Raw genomic sequence first — 23431 nt, forward strand, 5'->3', positions numbered from 1 at the left:
GCCCGGCGGGGACTGGCGTTTTTTATGACTTGAACCATGCGGATGAGCGGACGGGAAGGGTGTAGATGAGCGAGGAGCAGTTTCCGGCGGCGGTGGCTGCCGTCGAGGAGTACGGTCGCCTGGAAAAGCAGATGAGTCAGCCCGAAACGGCTTCAGATCCGGCGCAGATCCGCAAGTTGGGCCGCAGGCATGCTGAGCTCGCACCCATCGTTGAAGCTTACAAGGCCTATCAAAGCGCCTTGGAAGACAGCCAGGCCGCCGAACAGATGGCACGGGAGGATCCTGACTTCGCGCAAGAGGCCAAGGCCATGGCTGACCGAATACCGGACCTGGAACAGGCCCTGCGCACCGCGCTTATTCCGCGTGATCCCGATGACGGCCGCGATACGATCATGGAGATCAAGGCCGGCAGCGGCGGCGAGGAGGCGGCCCTCTTCGCTGGCGATCTGATGCGCATGTATGTGCGTTATGCCGAAAAACGCGGCTGGACCACTGAGATCATGAGCGAGAACCGTACCCAGCTGGGCGGGGTCAAGGATGCCCAGCTGGCCATTCGCGCTCGCGGCCAGGTGGCTCCGGCCGACGGCGTCTGGGCTTCGCTCAAGTACGAGGGCGGTGTGCATCGGGTCCAGCGCATCCCCGTCACCGAGTCCCAGGGCCGTATTCAAACCTCAGCTGCGGGGGTCATCGTCTTTCCAGAGGCTGACGAGGACGACGACGAGATCGAGATCGACCCCAAGGACCTCAAGGTAGACATCTTCATGAGCTCCGGCCCGGGAGGACAGTCCGTCAACACCACCTACTCTGCTGTGCGGATGACCCACATTCCCACCGGCATCGTGGTCTCCATGCAGGATGAGAAATCCCAGATACAGAATCGCCAGGCCGCCCTGCGGGTGCTCAAGTCCCGTCTGCTGGCCATGAAGCACGAGGAGGAGGCCGCCCAGGCCGCAGACATGCGCCATTCCCAGGTCCGTTCCCTGGATCGGTCCGAGCGTATCAGGACCTACAACTTCCCAGAGAGCCGGATCGTGGATCACCGTACCGGCTACAAGGCCTACAACCTGGAACAGGTGCTGGACGGCGATCTGCAGGCCGTCATCGACTCCGACATTCAAGCTGATGAGGCCCGCAGAATGGCTTCGCAGGGGTGAATCAGCAGGAGCGCAGGACCAGTATGGCTGAGCTGGTCGATAGGGGCCATCACCTGCTAGCCCAGGCTGGCCTGCCCACTCCGCTCAATGATGCCAGGCTGCTGCTGGCCGATGCCCTGGGGTGCGATCTGCACCAGCTGGATCAGGCGCTGCTCTTGGATCGGACTGCTGAGGAACTGCTGACGAACGGTGTTGGTCGCAGACAGGCCGATGACTCCCAGTCAGCGGCCCTGGACCGTTATCAGTCCTATCTGCAAAGGCGGGTCGGACGCGAACCCTTGCAGTACATTCTTGGCCACGCCTGCTTTCGTTATTTGGATCTCCGCCTAGGTCCGGGGGTCTTTATCCCCCGTCCTGAGACCGAAACGGTGGTCCAGGCAGGTATCGATGCCTTGACTGGAGTGGATCATCCACTGGCAGTGGATCTGTGTTCCGGCAGTGGAGCCATCGGCTTGTCCTTGGCCACAGAGGTTCCAGGGGCGCGGGTTCGGGCCGTGGAGGTGGACGAGGAGGCATATCGGTGGGGTGCGTTGAATGCCGCCGCTCAGGAGGCTGCCATTCGGGAGGCTGGATCCGACTATCAGCTGCTCTTGGCTGATGCCACGGATTCCGCCGCCCTTTCTGATCTGGATGCCCATGTGGATTTGGTCATCAGCAACCCTCCCTACGTCCCCATGGATGCGATTCCTAGCCAGCCCGAGGTGCGTGACTGGGATCCGGACCTGGCCCTCTATGGCGGTTCACCCGACGGATGCCTTGTGCCCTGCCGCATTCTGGACAGGGCCATGGTTTTGCTGACACCTGGCGGTCTGCTGGTCATGGAGCATGACGCCTCCCAGGGGGCGGCCATGGTTGCAGCTGCACAGAAGCGAGGGTACCTGGATGCGCACACACACCGGGATCTGGCTGGCCGCGACCGCTACCTGACAGCCCGACGGCCAGACCCTGCATCCTAGCGGGCTGCCGGGGTCCTGGGATAGATTGGTAGCTGGTCACATGAACATGTCGAGCCGAAAGGTCGTGATGCAGGGTATGAGCCGGGTGATGACCTATGACAGTCGGTCGCCGCAGTTACTGGCCCAGGTGGTGGCCGCCGGGGGGCTGGCGGTCATTCCTACCGACACGGTCTATGGCATCGTCTGCGATCCATGCAATGACGCGGCCATCGATAGGCTCTTCCAGGCCAAGCACCGTCCCAGGACCAAGTCCATCCAGGTGCTGTTGGATGGGGTCCAGGCCATGGACCGGCTGGATCTTAGCCTGCCTGTGCCTCTGGATCGCCTGTCCGATGCCCTGTTGCCGGGCCCCTTTTCGCCTATTGCCCTTGTAGGAAGTTCCTGCCCTCTGCGCACCCCTCGAAGGGAGCCCGAGGGTCCCACACAGGCCGTCAGAGTGCCTGACTCGTCCATTTGCCGGGCCCTCCTGCAGGTGACCGGCCCCCTGGCTGCTTCTAGCGCCAACCGATCCGGCAATCCCAGCGTGGAGACCGTCCAGCAGGCCGAATCCGAGCTGGGTGACAGCGTCGATCTCTACCTGGACGGGGGGCCGACCCCTGGCTCAGTGGCCAGCACGGTGGTGGAAGCCGACAAGAATGATCCTGACGGAATACACGTGCTGCGGCAGGGCGTAATCGGTGAGGCTCGGGTCCGTGCAATACTGTCCGGCCAGACCAGCAGAGGGGAGGGTCGGTGAGGGTATACCTGTTCATTGCTGCCATCGCTGGCGGAGCCACCTGGCTGGTCATGCCCATGGTTCGTCATCTCGCCATCCGGGTCGGTGCCGTAGGTGTGGTCCGCGCTCGCGACGTGCATAAGGTGCCCACTCCTCGTATGGGCGGCTTGGGCATGCTGATCGGCTTTGCCGTGGCCATGTGCTTCGCCTCCCGCATTCCCTTCATCACGGGCCTCTTCCAGTCCGGACATCAGGCCTGGGTCATTCTGGCCGGGGCCGTGGCCATCTGCCTGCTGGGCATAGCCGACGACCTTTGGGACCTGGACTGGATGCTCAAGCTGGCCGGCCAGCTGCTGATTTCGGTCTTCGTCTCCTGGGGCGGCATCCAGATCATCTCCCTGCCTCTGGGATCCCTGGTGGCGGCCTCGCCCAGCCTGTCCATGGCCATCACAGCCTTCCTGATCGTGGCCTCCATCAATGCGGTCAACTTTGTGGACGGCCTGGACGGCCTGGCTGCAGGCATCGTAGCCATCGGGGGCATCGCCTTCGCCATCTACTCCTATATCATCGCCCGCATCTCGCCCGACTATGCCTCCCTGGCGACCCTGATCGACGTGGCCATGGTGGGCATTTGCGTGGGATTCCTCCTGCACAACTGGCATCCGGCCAAGCTCTTCATGGGCGATTCAGGATCCATGCTGCTGGGATACTTGATCACCTGCGCCTCGATTGTGGTCACTGGTCGGCTGGATCCGGCCACCATTCACGCCAGCATCTATCTGCCGGCCTTTATGCCCATTCTTTTGCCCATCCTGGTGCTTTTCCTGCCCGTTCTGGACATGTGCTTGGCCATCGTCCGGCGGCTCAGCCACGGGCAATCACCCATGCACCCCGACCGCATGCACCTGCACCATCGTATGCTGCGCATCGGTCACACGGTTCGGTCCGCGGTCCTAATCCTCTGGGGCTGGGCCGCCCTGATTTCCTTCGGCTCGCTCTTTATTCTTTTCTTCCCACTGAGATATGTCTTGATTGGTCTGGCCCTGGCCGCCATACTGCTGACCTTCGCTACCCTCTACCCCTACTACCGTCGTCGCCTTCCCGAAATCAGGCGTGAGAACGCTCTTCTCGCCACCCAAGGTTCGCAGCATGCGGCCAGACCGCACAGGCATCGTAAGAGCCGCCACGACAAAGATGAGGACAATTGATTCGCCCAATGAAATAGTGCGGACACGGTGCAGTGAACGGTCAAGAAGCACTTGTAGCATGATGCTATGGCTATGGAAAACCCACAAAGCGAACCCTCCTCCTACACTCAACTTCCCGACGCCTTCCAGAAAATCGGTCTGGCCTATGACGACGTCCTCCTGCTGCCCAACGAATCCGATGTCATCCCCTCCGAGGTAGACACCACCACCCGGCTGACCCGGAACATCACCATGAAGTCCCCGGTCCTTTCGGCTGCCATGGACACCGTCACGGAGGCCACCATGGCTGTGGCCATGGCCCGCAACGGCGGCATCGGCGTCCTCCACCGCAATCTCAGCATTGAGGATCAGGCCAATCAGGTCGACATCGTCAAGCGGTCCGAGTCCGGCATGATCTCCGACCCCCTGACCGTCACCCCGGATGCCACGCTGACCGACCTGGACAAGCTCTGCTCCACCTACAAGGTCTCCGGTCTGCCCGTGGTGGATCGTCGGCAGCGGCTGGTGGGCATCATCACCAACCGTGACATGCGTTTCGTCAATCCTGCCGACTTCGACAGACTCAAGGTCAGCGACATCATGACCAAGGACCATCTGATCACCGGCCCGTCCAACATCACCAAGGAAGATGCCCATGAGCTGTTGGCCAAATACAAGGTGGAGAAGCTTCCCCTGGTCGATAACGAGGGCAAGCTGACCGGGCTGATCACCGTCAAGGACTTCGTCAAGACCGAGCAGTACCCCGAGGCCACCAAGGATGAGCGCGGACGGCTGCGTGTGGCTGCAGCGGTTGGTTTCTTCGGCGATGCCTGGCAGCGCATCACCGCCCTGGCCGATGCCGGGGTCGACATCCTGGTCGTGGACACCGCCCATGGCCATGCCAAGCTCATGCTGGATATGATTCGCAGGATCAAGGCTGATCATGCCTTCGACCATGTGGACGTGATCGGCGGCAACGTGGCCACCCGCGAGGGTGCCCAGGCGCTGATCGATGCCGGCGTTGATGCGGTCAAGGTCGGCGTGGGCCCCGGCTCCATCTGCACAACCCGCGTGGTTGCCGGTGTCGGCGTGCCCCAGCTGACCGCCGTCTATGATGCTGCACTGGCCTGCCGCCCAGCCGGGATCCCGCTGGTCGCCGATGGCGGAATCCATTACTCGGGCGACATCGCCAAGGCCATCGTGGCCGGGGCCGATTCGGTCATGCTGGGCGGTCTGCTGGCAGGCACTGAGGAGGCTCCTGGCGAGAAGGTCCTCCTGCATGGCAAGCAGTACAAGGTCTATCGGGGCATGGGCTCGCTGGGCGCCATGGCTCCGCGCGGCAAGAAGAGCTACTCCAAGGACCGCTACTTCCAGGCCGATGTCACCAGCTCCGACAAGGTGGTGCCCGAGGGTGTCGAGGGCGAGGTGCCCTACCGCGGTCCGCTCAACTATGTGCTCTACGAGCTGGTCGGCGGCCTGCATCAGACCATGTTCTACACCGGTGCCCGAACCATCCCCGAGCTGCAGCGCAAGGGCCGGTTCATTCGGATCACCGATGCCGGTCTGCGTGAATCGCATCCCCATGACATCGTCATGACCAAGGAGGCCCCCAACTACTCAGGCTTCCACAACTGAGCCAAGATAGGCAGGTGATCGGCGCAGGATCTCATCAGGACCTGCGCCGATTGCATATCACAAGTCAGTCATGGTCCGGTCGGCTGTGCTGGCGGACCCTCCGCCGGTCACGTGCTGGCGGTATCTTGTAATGTTCCGTTCAAGACGGCGGAAGAAGCGATCCGGTGCGCGACCCGGATCTGAAAGGCGTACAGATGAGCGATAACAATGATCTGACTTTCTCTGCGGAGGAATCCCGCATGATCTGGATTGACTGCGAGATGACCGGTCTGGATATCTTCCATGACGAGCTGTGCGAGGTCTCCGTGGTGCCTACCGACTTCAACATGAAGGTCCTGGACAAGGGCATCGACCTGGTCATCAAGCCCTCCCAGGCGGCCCTGGACCATATGGGAGACTTCGTCAGGAAGATGCACACTTCCTCCGGCCTGATCGAGGAGATGAAGACCGGCCTGGATCTTGAGGAGGCCCAGCGTCAGGTGATCGAGTACGTCAAGCCCTTCCTGCCCAAGAACGGCAAGGCTCATCTGGCAGGCAACTCCGTGGGCTCCGACAAGAAGTTCCTCGACAGGTACATGCCTGAACTGATGGATCTTCTGCACTACCGGGTCATCGACGTGAGCACCCTCAAGGAGCTGTCCCGCCGCTGGTACCCGGACGTCTACAAGAACAAGCCGGCCAAGCATGGCGGCCACAGGGCCCTGGCCGACATCATCGAGTCCATGGACGAACTGCGCTACTACCGCTCAATGTTCTTCCTTCCGGCTCCCGGACCTGACCAGGCGCAGTCCAAGGCCGGGGCGGAACAGATCGAGCAGACCAGCCTGCTGCGTCATTACGAAGAGTCCGGCAATCCGGTCGAGGATGCCAACAAGCCTGAGAAGGCCGACTACTGACAGGCATGGCCATGTACCTCTGACGTGGCACCATGGAGGCATGCAGCAATCCGAAGCCTTGACCATATTGAGTGCGGGGGCCAATGCCTTCATCACGGGCGCCCCCGGGTCAGGCAAGACCTTTGTGCTCAACGAGTTCGTCGCCCAGGCCCGTCAGGCCGGGGCGGTGGTGGCGGTGACCGCCTCGACCGGCATCGCCGCCACGCACATCAACGGCCAGACCATCCACTCCTGGAGCGGTGTGGGCATCGCCACCTACATGACCGAATCGCTCTTGAAACGGATCAAGACCCGCCGTCGCAGACAGATCGAGGGCACCGACATCCTGGTCATCGACGAGGTTTCCATGATGCACGCCTGGCTCTTCGACATGGTGGATCAGGCCTGCCGGGCCGTTCGCCACAGCCCTGAACCCTTCGGAGGGATCCAGGTGGTCCTTTCCGGGGACTTCTTCCAACTGCCGCCGGTGACGCGATCCAACCGAGCTGCAGGAATACTGCCCAGCCCTGAATTGCAGGCTGCCCGGGAACGCTATGCCCAGGCCGGCAAGGATCCGGACGGGTTCGTCACTGAATCATTGGTCTGGCAGGATCTGGACCCGGTCATCTGTTACCTGACCGAGCAGCACCGCCAGGACGATGGCCAGCTGTTGACCGTCCTCACCGACATCAGGGAGGACGGCGTCACCCAGGAGGACCATGAAGTCCTGGCCACCCGTGTCGGCGCAGTGCCCGCCCCCGGTCAGGTGGCGGTTCACCTCTTCCCGGTCAACAAGCAGGCCGACACGCTCAACGACCAGCGCCTGGCCTCCATCGACGAAGAGGCCCACCATTACCAGGCCACATCCCGAGGTGAGGCCAGGCTAGTGGAACGGCTGAAGAAGAACATGCTGGCCCCCGAGGATCTGGCCCTGAAGACCGGGGCCGCGGTCATGGCCCTGCGCAACGACCAGGACCATCAATATGTCAACGGCTCTATCGGCACCGTCAGTGGATTCACCAGCTCGGCCAAGGGGGGCTGGCCGATCGTCTCCTTCCAGAACGGCAACGTGGTCACCATGAAGCCGGCCGCCTGGGAGACCATGGACGGGGACACGGTCTTGGCCGCCGTCAATCAGGTTCCCCTTCGTTGCGCCTGGGGTATCACCATCCACAAGTCCCAGGGGATGACCCTGGACAGGGCAGTCATGGACCTGAGACGGACCTTCGCGCCAGGGATGGGCTACGTGGCCCTCTCGCGTGTGGAAAGTCTGGATGGGCTCTACCTGACGGGCATCAATGAGCACGCCTTCCTGGTCTCTCCCGATGCCGTCGTTCTGGATGCGGGTTTGAGGGCTGAGTCCAAGGCGGCCTGCGCCCGTCTGAAGGATGAGGGTCCAGAGTCCTTCACCAAGCGCGCAGTCGGTCAGGAGCCAGAAGACGAATTCAGTCAGGACCAGCTTTTCTGAAGGGTGGCCCTTATTGGTCTTGGCCTGGTGTGGTTATTAGGGTCGCTAGAGATGCCATGACAGGCGGACCATGTCTCTCAGGGTGATTCCGTTCTCGACAATGGGATGCGCGTAGCGATTGACAAAATAATCCCGTTCAATGCGGTCCATGCGAAACCCGCATGTCTGGTAGAAGCAAAGGGCTCCAAAACTGGTGGATCCGGTCCCGACTTCCAGCCTTCTCAGACCCAGTCTGACGGTCTCCATCTTGGCTCGGTCTATTAATCTGCTTCCGACTCCCAGTCTGCGTAAAGCGCGGTCCACACTGATATTGGCAATTTCCAAGGTGTCCGTGTTTGGTCTGGCAAGCAGCATGACACCGGCCAGAGTTTGTTCCACTCGGATTTCGTAGGCGCAGGAATGGGCGAAAATGTCACGAATTATCCCTTCTGAGGGATCGGCCTCCAGGAGGAGCGTCATGTGCTCTGCATCGAGGTTGGTAAAGGTCTGGATGGTCACACCCGGCTCTGAAGACATAGGTGCCCGCCTCGTCCTTGTAAATCAGAAAACCTGTTCGATATACAACCATCATATCTTGGCTGTCCTTATGCAGGAGGGATAGAGCTGGATAGATGCCAAATGTCAGGTTGCGGATTTACCGACTTTTACCTGTATGTGCTGTCTGGCTTCTGGCTCGGTTTTTGGGATTTGTCATGTGGCATCCTCTATGGTTGCTTGTCCCTTTGCGCGCATATCTTTGGGAGGTATGAGAACCAAAGCCATGCGCATGTCAACCCTCTTTCTGCGGACCCTCAGGGAGGATCCGGCCGATGCCGATGTGGACTCGGCCAAACTCCTGCAGCGGGCCGGCTATGTTCGCAAGGTGGCCCCCGGCATCTTCACCTGGCTGCCGCTGGGCCTGAAGGTCCTTGACAAGGTCCAGGCCGTGGTCCGGGAGGAGGTCAACGGCATTGGTGCCCAGGAGGTTCACTTCCCGGCCCTGTTGCCTCGCGAGCCCTACGAGGCCACCCACCGCTGGGAGGAGTACGGCGAGAATCTCTTCCGCCTCCAGGACAGGCACGGTGCTGACTACCTGCTGGCTCCCACCCACGAGGAGATGTTCACCCTTTTGGTCAAGGACATGTACTCCTCGTACAAGGACCTGCCGGTGGTTCTGTACCAGATCCAGACCAAGTACCGCGACGAGTTCCGTCCCCGCGCCGGGCTGATCAGGGGTCGCGAGTTCATCATGAAGGACGCTTACTCCTTCACCGTGGACGAGGAAGGGCTGAAGAAGGCCTACCAGGATGAGCGAGGCGCCTATGAGCGAATCTTCAAGCGTCTGGGTGTCAATTACGTAATCGTCCATGCAGTCTCCGGACCCATGGGAGGATCCGAGTCGGAGGAATTCCTGGCTCCGCTGTCTATAGGCGAGGACACTTTTGCGCTGGCTCCCTCGGGGAAGGCATGGAACGTGGAGGCGCTGACCACCCCGCGTCCCGATCCCCTCGACTATGCTGAAACTCCGGCTATGAAGGAGCTGGACACTCCAGATTCAACCACCATCGACACCCTGGTAGAGCGGTTCAACCAGTTGCATCCTCGTGAGGATGGCCGTGACTGGACCGCTGCCGATACTCTGAAGAACCTGATTGTGGCCGTCAAGCACCCTGCGGACGATGACCACCCCGAGGGCTGGCGGGAGCTGGTGGCCGTCGGCCTGCCGGGCGACCGTCAGGCCGACATGAAGCGGCTGGAGGCCCAGTTCGCCCCGGCCGAGATCGAGGAGGCCAGCGAGGCTGACCTTGCTGCCCACCCCGAGCTGGTCAAGGGATACATCGGACCCCGCGTTTTGGGTCCTCAGCGTTCGGACACTGAGTCCGCCGCTCATATTCGCTACTTCCTCGACGCCCATGTGGCGCCCGGTTCAGCTTGGGTGACCGGGGCTGATGCCGAAGGCGTGCACCTGGCCAATGCGGTCTACGGGCGTGACTTCCAAGCCGACGGAGTGGTGGAAGCCGCCGAAGTGCGTCACGGTGACATGAGCCCTGATGGTTCCGGGCCGCTCAGCTTCGAGCGTGGCGTGGAGATTGGCCAGGTCTTCCAGCTTGGGCTGAAATACTCTGACGCATTGGGTTTGAAGGTCCTGGACCATAACGGCAAGGCCGTGCCGGTCTGGATGGGTTGCTACGGCATCGGCATCTCCCGTGTGCTGGCCTGCATCGCCGAGATGCATCACGATGACAAGGGTCTGGCCTGGCCCAAGGCTGTCGCTCCTGCCGCGGTGCATGTGGTGGCCACCGGCAAGAAGCAGGAGGCCTTCGATGCCGCCGAGAAACTGGTCGCCGACTTGGAGGACCGTGGCGTTGAAGTCATCTATGACGACCGGCCCAAGGTGTCTCCCGGGGTCAAGTTCAAAGATGCCGAGCTGATCGGGGTGCCGCTGGTCGCCATTGCCGGTCGAGACACCATCGCCAACGGCACCATCGAGATCCGCAACCGCGACGGCTCGGATGTGCAGGCAGTTCCTGCCGATCAGGCCGATCAGGTGATCGTGGATAGGATAGGCGCCCTGCAGTAGGTTATGCCGCATTCATATAGTTGCTTATCGCAACTGATACAGAAGGGTGGGGTCTTGGTCACGTCATGATGTATGCGACCAAGACCCCACCCTTCTGGTTGTATCGGTTTGGGTTCAGGAATCTATCAGGTCAGATGCGTAGCAGAATGGGCAGATGATCCTGGCGCTCGCCGGTGTCCACCGGTTCGCTGGTGCTGACTTGGCCAGCGATCCGGTTGGAGGTCAGCCAGTAGTCGATGCGCCAGCCGGAGTTGTTGATCTTGCTCTTTGGGGCCCGCTGGGCGAACCAAGTGTAGACGCTGCGGTGATCGTCGTAGAAGCCGGCGGCATCGCCATGGATCTTTCGGAAGGTGTCGGTGAAGCCTGCATCCAGCAGAAGGCCGAACTTCTCGCGCTCCTGGTCGGTAAAGCCGGCTGAGTGATGGTTGGAACCCGGGTTGGCGATGTCGATCTCCTCGTGGGCCACGTTGAAGTCGCCACAGGCCAGGACCGGCTTGCGGGCATCCAGCCCCTGCAGGTAGCGGCGGTAGCAATCGTCCCAGACGCCACGTGGTTTGAGCCTGACCAGTCCCGATCCGGAATTGGGGGTGTAGACCGTGGTGACGAAGCAGTCCGGGAACTCCAGAGTGAGCATGCGGCCCTCGTCGTCCATGGTGTCTGGAGCGCCGATGCGGGGGCGGGTTACGGTAGGCTCCGGCAGGCTTTTGCGGTAGAGCATGAGCGTGCCTGCGTAGCCTGTGCGGGCCGGGGGCTCGGAGCGGCGGTCCACCTCCTGATAATCGGGGAAGTAGCGCATGAGCGCCTTAAGAATGCCTGCGGATTTCTTCTGGTCACCGTTGAGTTTGGTTTCCTGGATGGCTACGACATCAGGGTCCAGATCCCGTATGGTCTCCACCACCTTCAGGGAGAGGGCGCTGCGGCTGCTCTTGCCAAGCAGGGCGGCGTTGAGCGAATCGATGTTCCAACTGACCAGCGTGTGAACCATGACTGCGGGTCCTTCCAAACCGTGCCGATGTATCTGCTCTCACAGTTTAGCCCAGGACCGATGCTCAATGGTCCGGGGCGGTGACGGGGGCATTCGGAATCCAGCCATGGGGTGGCTTGTCCACCACGGGAACCAGGCCGAGCCCGTTCGACCACAATGGCCAGCAGGTCGGGTGCGGGGACGTGTGCGGAGGCAGGATGGATTCACCGTTCGACGGAGGGTTCCTGGCTGGGGCCAGTCCCTTCCCCCGCTCCGATTATCCGCGCTCTGGCTAGGGGTTCTCCGTCGGATGGCTTCACCGCCGCGCAATTAGTGATAGACCGACAGGTTTACAGCGTCGGATTCATACCATCGACAGAGAGGTTCCGATATGTCCATCAACGAAATAAAAACGACCGTCTTCGGCTTTATGGGGACTCAGCCAGCCCGTCTAGGACAGCCGGGCGCCACACCGGTCTGCTCCTTCAGGCTGGGCTCTACTCCGGCCTATTACGATGCCTCAGCTGGGGTGTGGAAACGAAAATCCACCACCTGGCTGACGGTCAAGGCTTTCAGGACTCTGGCGGTTAATGCCCTGGCCTGTCTGCACAAGGGCGATCCGGTCATCGTATCCGGATCCTTGGTGACGGAGGAATGGACTAGTGATGGTCAATCGCACAACAGCCTGGTCTTGGTGGCCGATGGCATCGGCCACGACCTGGCCAGGGGACAGGACACCTTCACCAAGATCCAATCAGGTGCTGGGCCCATTGATGAGGGGGCTGCCGGTCCGGATCCTTGGACCACTCCGCTGACATCATCGCCGCCCGACACTGCCTCAGCATCATCTGCATCATCTGCAGCCGAGCGGACATCGGGGGAGGCTTCCAATGTCGGATGAGCAAAGGTTGTTTTGGCCGAGCAAGACGAAGGTGGGAGGCCGACTGACTCCCGTCGGCCTCCCACCTTGATCAGCAGGTTGATTGAAACCGTCAAACAGCCAACGATCTCAATCGAGCTGGCTTACCAGATCCTGACCCGTGCGGCGGGTTCCAGCCACATGCCGTCCTCGGCGGTGACCCCGAAGGCCTGATAGAAGCGATCTACATTCCTGACGATGCCGTTGGTGCGGAATTCAGCAGGGGAGTGGGGATCGATCTGCAGATACTGTTCGGCCAGCTGATCCCTGTTCTTGGTCCTCCAGATGGAGGCATAGGAGAGGAAGAACCGCTGGAGGCCGGTGTAGCCGTCCATGACCGGAGCCGAGGCCAGCGCCTGGTCCATGGCCGCGTCGTCTGTCCCGGCTGTGCCGCCCCGCCGCTTCTGCAAGAAGAGGGCATAGGCCTTGATGGCGATGTTGACGCCTCCCAGGTCTCCGATGTTCTCGCCGATGGTCAGCGCCCCATTGACATGAGGTGCCTGCCCGGGCTTGTCGGCGTACTTCTCGGCAAGCTGTTGGGGGACGAACCCGTTGTACTGCTCGATGAGCGCCTTGGTCCGCTGCTCGAAGTTCTCACGGTCCTGCGGGGTCCACCAGTCCTGCAGACGTCCGTCGCCGTCGTACTTGGAGCCCTGGTCGTCGAATCCGTGACCGATCTCGTGGCCGATGACCGACCCGATGCCTCCGTAGTTGACCGCATCGTCGGCTTCCGGGTTGAAGAAGGGCGGCTGCAGGATTGCTGCGGGGAAGACGATGACGTTCAGGGTGGGCTCGTAGTAGGCGTTGACTGTCTGAGGGTTCATCAGCCACTCTTCCTTGTCCACGGGCTGGCCGGCCTTGCCGAACTGATAACCGGACTCGTAGAGGTTGGCCCGCCGCACGTTGTCGACCAGACCCAGCTTTTCGTCCACAGCCAGGGCCGTATAGTCGCGCCAGTGCTCGGTGTAGCCGATCTTGGGCGAGAATTTGTCCAGCTTGGCCAGAGCCTTGACCTTGGTCTGTTCGCCCAGCCAGTCACTGGAGGTGATGGAGACCCGGTAGGCGTCGATCAGATCTGAGACCAATGCCTCCATGCGGGCCTTGCTGGAGGCAGGGAAGTGCCGGCGCACATACTCGCGTCCGACCTCCTCGCCGCAAATGCCGTTGACCAGGGAGACGGCTCGCTTCCAGCGGTCACGCATCTTGGTCGTGCCTGAAAGGACCTTGCCGTAAAAGTCGAACCTGGCCTGATCGAAGTCGCTGCTGAGCAGACCTGCCCACTCGATCAGAGTGTGTACGCGGGCCCAGAGCTTAAGGTCATCCAGGTCGCTGGTCTTCCATAGCTCGTTCAACCCCTGCAGGAAGGAGGGTTCATGCACGATGGTCCTGGACAGGGCTGCGTTCAGATCGACTGGTTGCAGATTGGCGACCGGGCTGGAGGCATAGGCCCTCTGCCAGGACTCGATCCAAGTGTGCAGATCGAAATCGGCAAGCGTTGACTCCAGGTCAGCCAGGGCGGTGGGATTGTAGGTGCGATCCTCATCTCTGGTGGATACATTGTCCCAGTGGCGTGCCGCTATGCGGGTCTCGACCTCAAGGAAGGACTCCGCCTGTCTGTGGGCATCCTCCTGGTCGTCGGCGTAGCCGGAGAGCCTGAGCAATGAGGCGACCATGTCGGTGTAGGCCTGGCGGACTGGAGCGTAGCTCTTCTCCCGGTAGTAGGCCTCGTCGGGGAGCCCCAGCCCGGCCTGCTCCATGTGAGCCACGTTGACGCCAGCGTTGCCCGGATCGCCATAGATGGCGATGCCGAACAGGTCGGGGCCGCCAGTCGGATTGAGCTGGCCGAGCAGGCTGGTCAATGCCTTCTTGTCGGGTGTAGCATCAATGGCCTGCAGGTCGGAGCGGATGGGTTCCATTCCCGCAGCCTCGATGGCATCGGTGTCCAGGAAGCTGCGATAGAGCAGGGCCGACTTGACGGCCGGGGATTCCGGATCCTCAAGGATTTCATGGATCTGTGCTTCGGCATCCTCGGCAAGCTTGTCGAAGGAGCCGAACCGGGAGCGGTCCTCGGGCAGACTGTAGGTGTCGATCCAGGGGCCGTTGACGAAGCGGAAAAGATCGTCCTGAGGGCGAATGACCGAAGAGAAGGAGGCCGGATCAAGTCCGGAGGAGGTCGTGGATTCTGTAGATTGTGCCATGCCACAAGCCTAGCCATCTTTGGTGACATGCCATGCCCTGTGGCCACCGGAAATCGGCGGATCGACGAATCATCCGCCGAAGGGAAAAGCCACGATTGCCTCTGTTGGTGATTTACACTTGGAAGACGGTAACAGGGCGGCCCATCAGCCGCTCTGAGCGAGCGAAAGAGGACGGTATGACGGATCCCATGCAGGGCGGTCAGCCCAACCAGTACGGCGGTCAGGATTCTGGGCAGAATAGCGGCCAATACCAGAATAATCATGGTCAGTATGGGCAATACCTCGGCTATCAGGGGCGCCCGCCACGCATGGATCCTTTCTCCATGATCGCTGAGGATCTGGGATTCAGAACCTTGCGGGCCATCCGCGTCATCATGGGTGTCATGGGCGTGATTGGAGTCATCCTGGGTCTGGCCTTGCTGCTCAGGCCGGACAAGACCCTGATAGCCGTGACTGTGGTGCTGGGCATCTACTTCATCATCTCCGGCGTGGTCCGTCTGGCCACCTCCATTGTGTCCAGGGGACTTCCCGGCGGTTGGCGGGTGCTGGGCGTCCTCTTTGGCGCTCTGATCGCCGTCGGCGGCATCGTTATCGTCAGGAACACGGCCCTGTCCGCTTCAGCGCTGACCCTGCTGGTCACCATCATTGTGGGCATCAGCTGGATCATGGAGGGCGTGATGAGCCTGGCCGCCTCCTGGGGGCTCCCGCATTCAGGCTGGGCCATCTTTTCCGGCATCGTCTCCATCATCGCCGGGGTCATCGTCATGATCTACCCGTTGAGCTCCGTCATCTTCCTGGTTATCTTCAGCGGGTGCGCTCTTCTGGTGCTGGGAGTCGTCTCCATTATCAGGGCCTTCACCTTCGGCCGGAACTGAGAGCCGGACTCGTCCGAGTGACCCGATAATACTGAGAGGTAGTACTTGGGCAGGATCCTGAGGGGCGGCACCCGCGGGCATCAATCATGAAAGGACGCAGAGGATGATCGAGCTCAAAACCAAGCAGGAGATCGAACAGATGAAGCCGGCGGGCAGGTTTGTCGGCAGCATCCTCAAGGAGCTCAAGGCCATGAGCAAGCCTGGGGTCAACCTCCTGGAGCTGGACGACTACGTCAAGGACAGGATCAACTCCCGCAAGGGAGCCACTTCCTGTTATGTGGATTATGCGCCTGATTTCGGCACCGGACCCTTCGCCCACTACATCTGCCTATCCGTCAACGATGCCGTCCTGCACGGGGTGCCTTATGACTACAACCTCAAGGACGGCGACCTGCTCTCCCTCGATCTGGCCATCAACGTGGACGGCTGGGTAGGCGACTCGGCCATCAGCTTCGTTGTGGGCGAGCATGCCGATCCGGAGGATCTGCGGCTGATTCGGACCACCGAAGAGGCCCTGAAGGCCGGCATCGCCCAGGCTCAGCCAGGTAACCGCCTAGGCGACATCTCCGCTGCAGTCGGTGAGGTTGCCCATGAAAACGGATACAGCGTCAACCTGGAGTTCGGCGGACACGGGGTAGGGCGGATCATGCATGGTGATCCCCATGTGCCCAACGACGGCACTCCCCATCACGGCTACAAGCTGCGCCCGGGTCTGGTCATCGCTATTGAGCCTTGGTTCCTGGCGACCACCGATCAGATTTACCAGGATCCCAAGGATGGGTGGACCCTGCGTTCTGCAGATGGATCGCGCGGCGCCCACAGCGAGCACACCATCGCCATCACCGAGCAGGGACCTGTCATCCTGACGACCAGGGACTGAGCAAGAAGGCTGTCCGAGGCCGAATCAGGACTATAAGGGATCTAGGAATGTCCACAATGTGGATGCTCTTGGATCCCTTTTTGATGCCGACCCTGTTGGACACCTGCACTTGCTTCATTGGCCTTGCGCCCGCAAGCTGGTGCGGGAGCAAAGACGGCACTGGCTTGGACCTGCGCATCGTGGGTGGAGGCGGCGGATTCCTGCTTGCGGTTACAAGCCGGTAATCGAAGTCGTGATTGTTTCTGTTAGCATGTCGGCAATTCCACGCCGGTACAGGTGCCGGTAGCCTGATCCGGCATGGCCGTCGACTCTCACTGGCACCTCACTGGTTGATTGACAGGAGGTGCGTGGTGTCTACAGCACGGTTGTCCATCGGTTCCGACCAGGTTGATCTGCCATTGGTCCGCGCCACCGAGGGGCCCGACGGCATTCTGGTCTCCTCCCTGCGCAACGATGGCTGGGTCACGCTCGATCCCGGCTTCCAGACCACAGCTCAGTGCGTTTCGGGAATTACCTTCATTGACGGCAAGCGATCCATACTGCGCTATAGGGGCTATGCCATAGAGGACTTGTGCACCCAGTCCAATTTTCTCGAAGTGGCCTGGCTGCTGTCCCATGGCGAGCTGCCTGATGCCGAGCAGTACCAGCAGTTCCGCAGCCATGTTCTGGGTTACACGGTCGTAGGGGAGGACTTCCGCCATCTGCTCTCATCCTTCCCCCGCCAGGCTCATCCCATGAGTGTGCTGGCCGCGGCGGTCAACGCCCTTGCAGGCTTTCACCCCGACACCTGCAATGTTGATGATCCTGATCAGCTGGAGGAGGCCAGCGCCATCATCATGGCCAAGGTGCGCACCATCGTCTCTCTAATCCACCGTCGTCGCCGCGACCAGCCCCTGCTTTACCCGGACAGGACCTGGGGCTATGTGGAGGACTTCCTGCGGATGAGCTTCGCCATGCCCTACCAGCCTTATCAGGCCGATCCTCTCAAGGTGCAAGCCTTGGACAAGCTCCTGATCATCCATGCCGACCATGAGCAGAACTGCTCCACCTCAGTGGTGAGGATTGCCGGATCGGCCCGGGCCAATCTGTATTCTGCGGTGGCCGCCGGCATCAATACCCTGTCAGGCCCCCTGCACGGCGGCGCCAACGAGGCCGTGCTGCGCCAGCTGAAGAACATACGGGATTCCGGTCTGGGCGTGCGAGGCTATGTGGACCAGGCCAAGAACGAGGGGCGGAAAATCGCGGGTCTGGGCCACCGGGTCTATAAATCCTATGACCCGCGCGCGGCAATAGCCAAGCAGTGGCTCTACAAACTCATGGACGAGCCCGACCAGGATAGGAACGCTGAGGACGCAGAGCTCTTCGACGTGGCCCTGGAGCTGGAGGATCTGGCCCTGCATGACGACTACTTCGTCGAGCGGCACCTCTATCCCAACGTGGATTTTTACACCGGGCTCATCTACCGCGCCATCGGCTTCGATCCGGAGATGTTCACCACGCTCTTCGCCTTGGGTCGCATCCCCGGATGGATCGCCCAGTACCGGGAAATGCTGGACGATCCTGACACGAAAATAGGTCGACCCAGGCAGGTCTATACCGGTCAGGGGCCGCGCGACTACCTGCCTATAGAAGAGCGCTGAGTCCTATGACGGCCCGGGTTCAGTTGGCGTGCAGCCGCTCGTTCAGCTCGATCCCCTTCTTGCGAGGCAGGGCTCTGACCTGGCCCGTGCGGGAGTCGCGGATGAAGAGCAGATGATCCCGTCCGCTGAGTTCCGCCCCCTTGACCTCCTGGTCGCCCAGGCCGATCTTGGTGCCAGCGGTGACGTAGAGCCCGGCTTCAACCACGCAGTCGTCGCCCAGTGAGATGCCGATGCCGGCGTTGGCTCCCAGCAAGGAGTGCTGACCGATGGAGACCCGATGGCGGCCTCCGCCGGACAGGGTGCCCATGATGGAGGCTCCGCCGCCGATGTCTGAACCGTCGCCGACCACGACTCCCTGGGAGATCCGTCCTTCGACCATGGAGTGGCCCAGAGTTCCAGCGTTGAAGTTGACGAAGCCCTCATGCATGACCGTCGTTCCCGGCGCCAGATGGGCGCCGAGCCGAATCCGGTCGGCGTTGCCGATGCGCACTCCCTCGGGAACCACGTAATCCACCATGCGGGGGAACTTGTCCACGCTCAGCACCGTTACTTGTGTCACCGGGATGCCCGGCATGGACCGGCTGGCTGCAGCCATGACCGCTGACCTGCGCAGGGCGAAGTCCTCAACGGCAAAGGGTCCGTAGTTGGTCCAGACCACCGTGTTGAGCTGTTCGAAGATCCCGTCCAGGTTCATGCTGTTGGGAGGAGCCAGGCGCATGCTGAGCAGATGAAGCCGCAGATAGGCATCGGCTGCATTGGCTATCGGGCCATCCAGATCGGCCACAGTGAAGACCGGAACCTTTCGGATGCCGCGGGCATCCGGCTGGCTGTTGACTTGGTCGCCAAAGCCGTGGTTGGGACGGCTTGCCGGGGTCGGCGGCGTCGAGATCTCGGCCTTGGGGTACCAGACGTCCAGGGTCCGGCCCTGCTCGTCCTGGCTGGCCAGGCCCCAACCCCATGCGGTGCGTGCTGTGCTCATCGTTCCTCCTTCTGGCTGTGCAGTCATATTGACATAGGTTGTCTTACAGGATAAACCGGTCGACGCTCAAACAGAGACGGTCCGTCCGACAGTCGGGTCTGGATGGTCGCCAGCCAGGTCGCAGCCGATAGGTAAAATTATCAACTATGAGTGCCTACAGTCATGAGCGCGAGCGCCGGGAACGTCGGCGCCGCAACACAGCCAGGGCGGTCTGCCTGGTCATTGCCGTGGCTTTGCTGGCCAGTCTTGTCATTCCCGCCATCTTCAGCGGCCTTTGACCCGGTCCGTCCGGTCGGCGGGAATCCGGCCGTCACAGGCAAAGGCAAATGGGAATGAAGACGGCGACCGACTCGCGTGGAGCCGGTCTGGAAAGCGGTGAGACGGTATGGCAGAGATGGATTTTGCCCAAGCATTGGATCAGGCCAAGGCCAAGTACGAGATGATTTCCAAGGCGCTGGACCCGGAGGGTTTGCGCTCGCGGATTGCTGATCTGGAGCGTCAGGCCAGCGCGCCCGGACTCTGGGACGACCAGGAGAACGCCCAGAAGGTGACCAGCAGGCTCTCGGCCCTGCAATCCCAGCTCAAGCATCTGGAGTCCGCATCCTCCCGGCTGGAGGATGTCCAGGCTCTGGAGGAGCTGGGTCAGGAGGAGCATGATCAGGACACCTTGGTGGAGGCCCGCAAGGAGATCGACTCGTTGAGGTCCGACCTGGCCGATATGGAGATTCAGACCCTGCTGGACGGGGAGTATGACGAGCGTGCTGCCGTGGTCACTATCCGCTCTGGCGCCGGAGGGGTGGACGCGGCCGACTGGGCCCAGATGCTCCTGCGCATGTATATGAGGTGGGCTGAGCGGCACGGCTTCTCCACCAAGGTCATGGATACCTCCTATGCAGAGGAGGCCGGCATCAAGTCAGCCACCTTCCAGGTGGATGCCCCCTACGCCTACGGTCGGCTGTCGGTGGAGGGCGGCACCCATCGTCTGGTGCGGATCTCGCCCTTCGACAACCAGGGGCGACGGCAGACCTCTTTCGCCGCCGTCGAGGTCATCCCCCTGGTGGAGCCAACCGACCACATCGACATCCCCGATTCGGATATCCGAGTGGATACCTACTGCTCCTCCGGCCCCGGCGGCCAGGGTGTCAACACGACCTATTCGGCCGTGCGCATTACCCATTTGCCGACCAACATCGTGGTCACCATGCAGGATGAGCGCAGCCAGATTCAGAACCGTGCGGCTGCTATGGCCGTTCTGCAGTCCCGGCTGCTGGTTCTGCGGCACGAAGAGGAGGCCAAGAAGAAGAAGGAGCTGGCCGGCGACATCAAGGCCAGCTGGGGTGATCAGATGCGCTCATACGTCCTGCATCCCTACCAGATGGTCAAGGATCTGCGCACCGGGTACGAGACCTCTGATACCCAGGGCGTTTTCGATGGCAACATCGATGCCTTCATAGAGGCCGGCATCCGCTGGCGGCATCAGCAGCGGGTTCAGGCCCGTGAGGAGGAAGCCAGCAAATAAACCTGCGCTCGGCCTCATCCGGGTCGGTGTTTCATGAGTGTGTAGTGTCGGTCTTCTTGATAGCCTCTGTAGGGGAATACCGAGGAACGGAGAGTCAATGGCGTTGATTTCGCTCAAGGACGTGACCAAGATCTACCCCAAGGGGTCCCGTCCCGCCTTGGATGACATCAGCCTGGATGTCGATCGTGGGGATTTTGTCTTCCTTGTGGGTGCCAGCGGGTCGGGCAAGACCACCCTGCTCCGCCTGCTTCTGCGCGAGGAGGAGGCCACCGAGGGGGAGATCCGCGTGGCCGGCAACGATCTGCGACGCCTGCGCAACCGTGAGATTCCCGGGTATCGGCGCTCCATCGGCTTTGTGTTCCAGGATTACAAGCTGCTCAACAACAAGACTGTATGGCAGAACGTGGCCTTCACGCTGGAAGTCATCGGCGCTCGTCGATCCACCATCAAGACTCTGGTTCCTCAGGTGCTCAAGACCGTGGGGCTGACGGGCAAGGAGCAAAACTACCCCCATGAGCTTTCCGGCGGCGAGGCGCAAAGGGTGGCTTTGGCCCGCGCCTACGTCAATAATCCGGAAATCCTGCTGGCTGACGAGCCCACAGGCAATCTAGATCCCACAACCTCCTTGGGCATTATGGAGGTTCTGGATGCCATCAACCGGACCGGCACCACCGTGGTCATGGCCACCCACAACGAGGAGATCGTCAACTCCATGCGCAAGCGGGTGGTGGAGCTGCATACGGGTCGGATCATGCGCGACGAGGTCCACGGCTCCTACGATTCTTCGCGCTTCTTCCCCGATGCCGAGGTTGCGGCGCGCTCCCATCATGCCATCGGGGATCCCGCCGACGGCGATGCCCTGGACCGTGCTCGTGAGGTTGGTGTTGGAGGGCGCCGTCCGGTGCAGGTTGTTGTGCAGGATGGGAATAGCTCGGCTACCGAACCCATCGCGGATGGAACCAAGGGGGCCAAGCAGGTGGTCCAGGCGGCGGCACAGGCCGTCGACCAGGGTCAGTATGGCGATGAGGGAATCGCACGGCTGGCTAAGTCCATGCATTCGGGGAGGACAGGACGTTATGGGCAGGTCTTCACCTCGGTCGAGGACACCCTGACCTGGGGGAAGGGCCTGGGCAGTCTTGAGTCTGCGCAGGAAGATTCCAGTCAGCATGAAGAAGCCTCTTCGGGGCAGCCCGATCGGAAGGCCGATTCCGATTCTGACGAACGATTCCGCAGACCTGCACCGGTGTCTCAGGGCAGCCAGGATCGACCGGGTCAGTCGAGTGAAGGTTCCGGCGACAAAGACCAGGGCAAGGCAGGAACCGATCGCGCAGAATCCGGGAATCGTCCCCAAGCAGAACCTGCAGAACCTGCTGCCTCCAGGAAGTCTCGGAAGTCCGCTCGTGGTTCGGAAGCTGCTCCGCGGCCCGAAGATGCGGGCAGTCGAGAGCAGGATAGGAACCCAGGTCGTGACCGCAAGGGTCTCGCGCATGACGATCACAATCATGACCATGGTCAAGGCGGGCCCAAGAAAGATGACAAAGTCAAAAACCGCCAACCGTTGAAGGAATCCTCTGCTGAGGCTTCTGATCGTGAACAACAGTTCAAGAGGCCCGATGTCTCCAGCCCAGCCCAACCGACCGGCGAATCCGGTCAGGCTGCGGTCCGCATGAAGCAGGACGGCGCGCAATCCTCAAAAGAACCCTCCGGCAAGAGCAGGACCGGTAAAAAGGACTCGACGAATGAAAGAGATCACGATGTTGAGTCTTACGATGCCGAGTCCATGGGGGCCCCGCCGGCCCCGCCCGCTCCCCCTGAAGTCCCCAAGGCGGCCAGGAAGCCCCAGCAAAAGAGCGGTGCACAGGCTCGGAACGAGCGTCATGACAAGAAGAAGGCGGCACGATGAGACTGCGGTTCATCCTTTCCAGCACCTGGGACAACCTGCGGCGCAACGGGTCCATGATCCTCTCGGTCATGCTGGTCACGTTCATCTCCTTCCTCTTCATCGGCGCATCGGGCCTCATGCAGGCCCAGATCAGCAAGGCCAAGGGGGACTGGTACGACCAAGTGGAGGTGGTGGTCTGGCTATGCCCGGACGGCGCCAGCCAGGCGGCATCCTGCGCGACCGGCAAGGCGCCCACCAACGCCGAGATCGTCAAGCTGGAGAACACCATCAATACCGAGCTGCGCGACTCTGTGGCAAAAATCACCTACCAGAGCAGGGAGGACTTCTTCAAAAACACCTTCCTCAAGCAGTACCCCAACGGCACATACGAGGGAAGGACCATGACCGCAGCGGACATGCAGGCCTCCCTGCGTCTCAAGCTCAAGGATCCAACCAAGTACCAGGTGGTCTCCGAGGTGCTGTCCGGACGCGACGGCGTAGAGGAGGTGTCCGACCAGCGTCAGATATTCGACCCGGTCTTCAAGATCCTCAACAGGGCTACGGCAGTCACCCTGGTCCTGGCTGTAGTCATGGTGATCGTAGCCATCCTGCTGACTGGCACCACCATCAGGATGAGCGCAGCCTCGCGTCGCAACGAGACCGAGATCATGAGACTGGTGGGAGCCTCCAACTGGACCATACGACTGCCCTTCATCCTGGAGGGCGTGGTGGCATCCTTGCTGGGATCTCTTCTGGCTGTCGGCGCTCTGAGCGCCATCGTCAAGCTTTTCATTACGGATTGGCTGGCCCGGACGGTCCAGTGGATGCCCTACGTGGACCAGTCCACGGTCCTGCTCATGGCCCCGGCGCTGATCCTGGGGGCCATGCTTCTGTCCGCATTGGCTTCTTCCATCTCCCTGCGGCGGTATTTGAGGACCTGATCCGCAGCGACGGGCCGATTGTCCTTATGGGTCCGAACTCTGCCATAATGATGACTAGCATGGATAAGTGATAGTGAGGACTTG

The 23431-nt window shown here is 61.3% G+C and carries 20 protein-coding genes; 16 read left to right on the plus strand and 4 right to left on the minus strand.

The genetic code is table 11. From position 1 onward, the window contains the following. Positions 1 to 65: 65 nt before the first annotated feature. The 7 genes from prfA to ACUIAH_RS00215 all read left to right on the plus strand — a co-directional run bounded on the left by prfA (position 66) and on the right by ACUIAH_RS00215 (position 7990). The gene (gene prfA / locus ACUIAH_RS00185; RefSeq protein ID WP_045924736.1) at positions 66 to 1154 is read left to right on the plus strand and encodes a peptide chain release factor 1; all 1089 of its coding nucleotides are present in this window, start codon (positions 66 to 68) and stop codon (positions 1152 to 1154) included. Between the two features lie 23 nt (positions 1155 to 1177). Next, positions 1178 to 2110: a peptide chain release factor N(5)-glutamine methyltransferase gene (gene prmC / locus ACUIAH_RS00190; protein ID WP_445340980.1), complete on the plus strand. Its 933-nt coding sequence runs from the start codon at positions 1178 to 1180 to the stop codon at positions 2108 to 2110. Positions 2111 to 2186: 76 nt separating this feature from the next. After that, entirely contained in the window at positions 2187 to 2846 is a 660-nt protein-coding gene (locus ACUIAH_RS00195) for an L-threonylcarbamoyladenylate synthase (RefSeq protein WP_445340981.1), read from the plus strand. After that, a complete protein-coding gene (locus ACUIAH_RS00200) occupies positions 2843 to 4033 on the plus strand; it encodes an MraY family glycosyltransferase (RefSeq protein ID WP_445340982.1) in 1191 nt (396 codons plus the stop codon). Before ACUIAH_RS00195 ends, ACUIAH_RS00200 begins: the two co-directional genes overlap by 4 nt. 66 nt (positions 4034 to 4099) lie before the next feature. Beyond that, positions 4100 to 5647: an IMP dehydrogenase gene (guaB, locus tag ACUIAH_RS00205; protein ID WP_445340983.1), complete on the plus strand. Its 1548-nt coding sequence runs from the start codon at positions 4100 to 4102 to the stop codon at positions 5645 to 5647. A gap of 194 nt (positions 5648 to 5841) precedes the next feature. Next, positions 5842 to 6543, plus strand: a complete 702-nt coding sequence (orn, locus tag ACUIAH_RS00210) for an oligoribonuclease (RefSeq protein WP_445340984.1) — start codon at positions 5842 to 5844, stop codon at positions 6541 to 6543. A 40-nt stretch (positions 6544 to 6583) separates the two neighbouring features. Continuing rightward, positions 6584 to 7990 carry a PIF1 family DEAD/DEAH box helicase gene (locus ACUIAH_RS00215; protein ID WP_445340985.1) on the plus strand — a complete coding sequence of 469 codons (1407 nt, stop codon included), beginning with the start codon at positions 6584 to 6586 and terminating at the stop codon, positions 7988 to 7990. Between the two features lie 45 nt (positions 7991 to 8035). Here the strand turns inward: ACUIAH_RS00215 and ACUIAH_RS00220 are convergent, their stop codons facing one another. After that, positions 8036 to 8506 carry a GNAT family N-acetyltransferase gene (locus ACUIAH_RS00220; RefSeq protein ID WP_445340986.1) on the minus strand — a complete coding sequence of 157 codons (471 nt, stop codon included), beginning with the start codon at positions 8504 to 8506 and terminating at the stop codon, positions 8036 to 8038. A 229-nt stretch (positions 8507 to 8735) separates the two neighbouring features. On the opposite strand from ACUIAH_RS00220, the gene ACUIAH_RS00225 reads away from it, so the two are divergent. Then, on the plus strand, positions 8736 to 10550 hold the full coding sequence (locus ACUIAH_RS00225; RefSeq protein ID WP_445340987.1) for a proline--tRNA ligase: 1815 nt from the start codon (positions 8736 to 8738) through the stop codon (positions 10548 to 10550). A 130-nt stretch (positions 10551 to 10680) separates the two neighbouring features. Here ACUIAH_RS00225 and ACUIAH_RS00230 read toward each other — a convergent pair whose 3' ends face one another. Then, complete coding sequence (locus ACUIAH_RS00230; RefSeq protein WP_306221217.1) at positions 10681 to 11535, minus strand: exodeoxyribonuclease III; 855 nt, start codon at positions 11533 to 11535, stop codon at positions 10681 to 10683. 370 nt (positions 11536 to 11905) lie between these two features. On the opposite strand from ACUIAH_RS00230, the gene ACUIAH_RS00235 reads away from it, so the two are divergent. Then, positions 11906 to 12415: a single-stranded DNA-binding protein gene (locus ACUIAH_RS00235; protein ID WP_445340988.1), complete on the plus strand. Its 510-nt coding sequence runs from the start codon at positions 11906 to 11908 to the stop codon at positions 12413 to 12415. Positions 12416 to 12537: 122 nt separating this feature from the next. Here ACUIAH_RS00235 and ACUIAH_RS00240 read toward each other — a convergent pair whose 3' ends face one another. Beyond that, entirely contained in the window at positions 12538 to 14631 is a 2094-nt protein-coding gene (locus ACUIAH_RS00240; protein ID WP_445340989.1) for a M13 family metallopeptidase, read from the minus strand. A 176-nt stretch (positions 14632 to 14807) separates the two neighbouring features. Between ACUIAH_RS00240 and ACUIAH_RS00245 the strand changes: the two genes are divergently transcribed. The 3 genes from ACUIAH_RS00245 to ACUIAH_RS00255 all read left to right on the plus strand — a co-directional run bounded on the left by ACUIAH_RS00245 (position 14808) and on the right by ACUIAH_RS00255 (position 18026). Continuing rightward, positions 14808 to 15506: an HdeD family acid-resistance protein gene (locus tag ACUIAH_RS00245; protein ID WP_445340990.1), complete on the plus strand. Its 699-nt coding sequence runs from the start codon at positions 14808 to 14810 to the stop codon at positions 15504 to 15506. A gap of 103 nt (positions 15507 to 15609) precedes the next feature. After that, positions 15610 to 16386, plus strand: coding sequence for a type I methionyl aminopeptidase (gene map / locus ACUIAH_RS00250; RefSeq protein ID WP_029678693.1), 777 nt, complete (start codon positions 15610 to 15612; stop codon positions 16384 to 16386). Positions 16387 to 16736: 350 nt separating this feature from the next. Next, entirely contained in the window at positions 16737 to 18026 is a 1290-nt protein-coding gene (locus ACUIAH_RS00255; protein WP_445341590.1) for a citrate synthase, read from the plus strand. Positions 18027 to 18045: 19 nt separating this feature from the next. Here the strand turns inward: ACUIAH_RS00255 and dapD are convergent, their stop codons facing one another. Continuing rightward, a complete protein-coding gene (gene dapD / locus ACUIAH_RS00260; RefSeq protein WP_313835736.1) occupies positions 18046 to 19005 on the minus strand; it encodes a 2,3,4,5-tetrahydropyridine-2,6-dicarboxylate N-succinyltransferase in 960 nt (319 codons plus the stop codon). Between the two features lie 146 nt (positions 19006 to 19151). On the opposite strand from dapD, the gene ACUIAH_RS00265 reads away from it, so the two are divergent. From ACUIAH_RS00265 to ftsX, 4 genes are all read left to right on the plus strand, one after another. Continuing rightward, positions 19152 to 19283 (plus strand): hypothetical protein, encoded by a 132-nt coding sequence (locus tag ACUIAH_RS00265; protein WP_255297770.1) that lies wholly within the window; start codon positions 19152 to 19154, stop codon positions 19281 to 19283. A 107-nt stretch (positions 19284 to 19390) separates the two neighbouring features. Next, positions 19391 to 20524 carry a peptide chain release factor 2 gene (gene prfB / locus ACUIAH_RS00270; RefSeq protein ID WP_045924723.1) on the plus strand — a complete coding sequence of 378 codons (1134 nt, stop codon included), beginning with the start codon at positions 19391 to 19393 and terminating at the stop codon, positions 20522 to 20524. 97 nt (positions 20525 to 20621) lie between these two features. Then, entirely contained in the window at positions 20622 to 22427 is a 1806-nt protein-coding gene (gene ftsE, locus ACUIAH_RS00275) for a cell division ATP-binding protein FtsE (RefSeq protein WP_445340991.1), read from the plus strand. Beyond that, the gene (gene ftsX / locus ACUIAH_RS00280; protein WP_045924722.1) at positions 22424 to 23347 is read left to right on the plus strand and encodes a permease-like cell division protein FtsX; all 924 of its coding nucleotides are present in this window, start codon (positions 22424 to 22426) and stop codon (positions 23345 to 23347) included. Before ftsE ends, ftsX begins: the two co-directional genes overlap by 4 nt. The last annotated feature ends 84 nt before the right edge of the window (positions 23348 to 23431 follow it).

Source organism: Bifidobacterium sp. ESL0820, assembly GCF_052606235.1.

Bases quoted from the DNA above. Each gene is read 5' to 3' on its own strand.
- ACUIAH_RS00265 (WP_255297770.1), top strand. From the start codon at position 19,152: ATGAGTGCCTACAGTCATGAGCGCGAGCGCCGGGAACGTCGGCGCCGC.
- ACUIAH_RS00220 (WP_445340986.1), bottom strand. From the start codon at position 8,506: ATGTCTTCAGAGCCGGGTGTGACCATCCAGACCTTTACCAACCTCGAT.
- ACUIAH_RS00225 (WP_445340987.1), top strand. From the start codon at position 8,736: ATGAGAACCAAAGCCATGCGCATGTCAACCCTCTTTCTGCGGACCCTC.
- prmC (WP_445340980.1), top strand. From the start codon at position 1,178: ATGGCTGAGCTGGTCGATAGGGGCCATCACCTGCTAGCCCAGGCTGGC.
- map (WP_029678693.1), top strand. From the start codon at position 15,610: ATGATCGAGCTCAAAACCAAGCAGGAGATCGAACAGATGAAGCCGGCG.
- ACUIAH_RS00240 (WP_445340989.1), bottom strand. From the start codon at position 14,631: ATGGCACAATCTACAGAATCCACGACCTCCTCCGGACTTGATCCGGCC.
- ACUIAH_RS00195 (WP_445340981.1), top strand. From the start codon at position 2,187: ATGAGCCGGGTGATGACCTATGACAGTCGGTCGCCGCAGTTACTGGCC.
- ftsE (WP_445340991.1), top strand. From the start codon at position 20,622: ATGGCGTTGATTTCGCTCAAGGACGTGACCAAGATCTACCCCAAGGGG.
- ftsX (WP_045924722.1), top strand. From the start codon at position 22,424: ATGAGACTGCGGTTCATCCTTTCCAGCACCTGGGACAACCTGCGGCGC.
- ACUIAH_RS00235 (WP_445340988.1), top strand. From the start codon at position 11,906: ATGTCCATCAACGAAATAAAAACGACCGTCTTCGGCTTTATGGGGACT.
- orn (WP_445340984.1), top strand. From the start codon at position 5,842: ATGAGCGATAACAATGATCTGACTTTCTCTGCGGAGGAATCCCGCATG.
- guaB (WP_445340983.1), top strand. From the start codon at position 4,100: ATGGCTATGGAAAACCCACAAAGCGAACCCTCCTCCTACACTCAACTT.
- ACUIAH_RS00230 (WP_306221217.1), bottom strand. From the start codon at position 11,535: ATGGTTCACACGCTGGTCAGTTGGAACATCGATTCGCTCAACGCCGCC.
- ACUIAH_RS00245 (WP_445340990.1), top strand. From the start codon at position 14,808: ATGACGGATCCCATGCAGGGCGGTCAGCCCAACCAGTACGGCGGTCAG.
- ACUIAH_RS00215 (WP_445340985.1), top strand. From the start codon at position 6,584: ATGCAGCAATCCGAAGCCTTGACCATATTGAGTGCGGGGGCCAATGCC.
- prfB (WP_045924723.1), top strand. From the start codon at position 19,391: ATGGCAGAGATGGATTTTGCCCAAGCATTGGATCAGGCCAAGGCCAAG.
- dapD (WP_313835736.1), bottom strand. From the start codon at position 19,005: ATGAGCACAGCACGCACCGCATGGGGTTGGGGCCTGGCCAGCCAGGAC.
- prfA (WP_045924736.1), top strand. From the start codon at position 66: ATGAGCGAGGAGCAGTTTCCGGCGGCGGTGGCTGCCGTCGAGGAGTAC.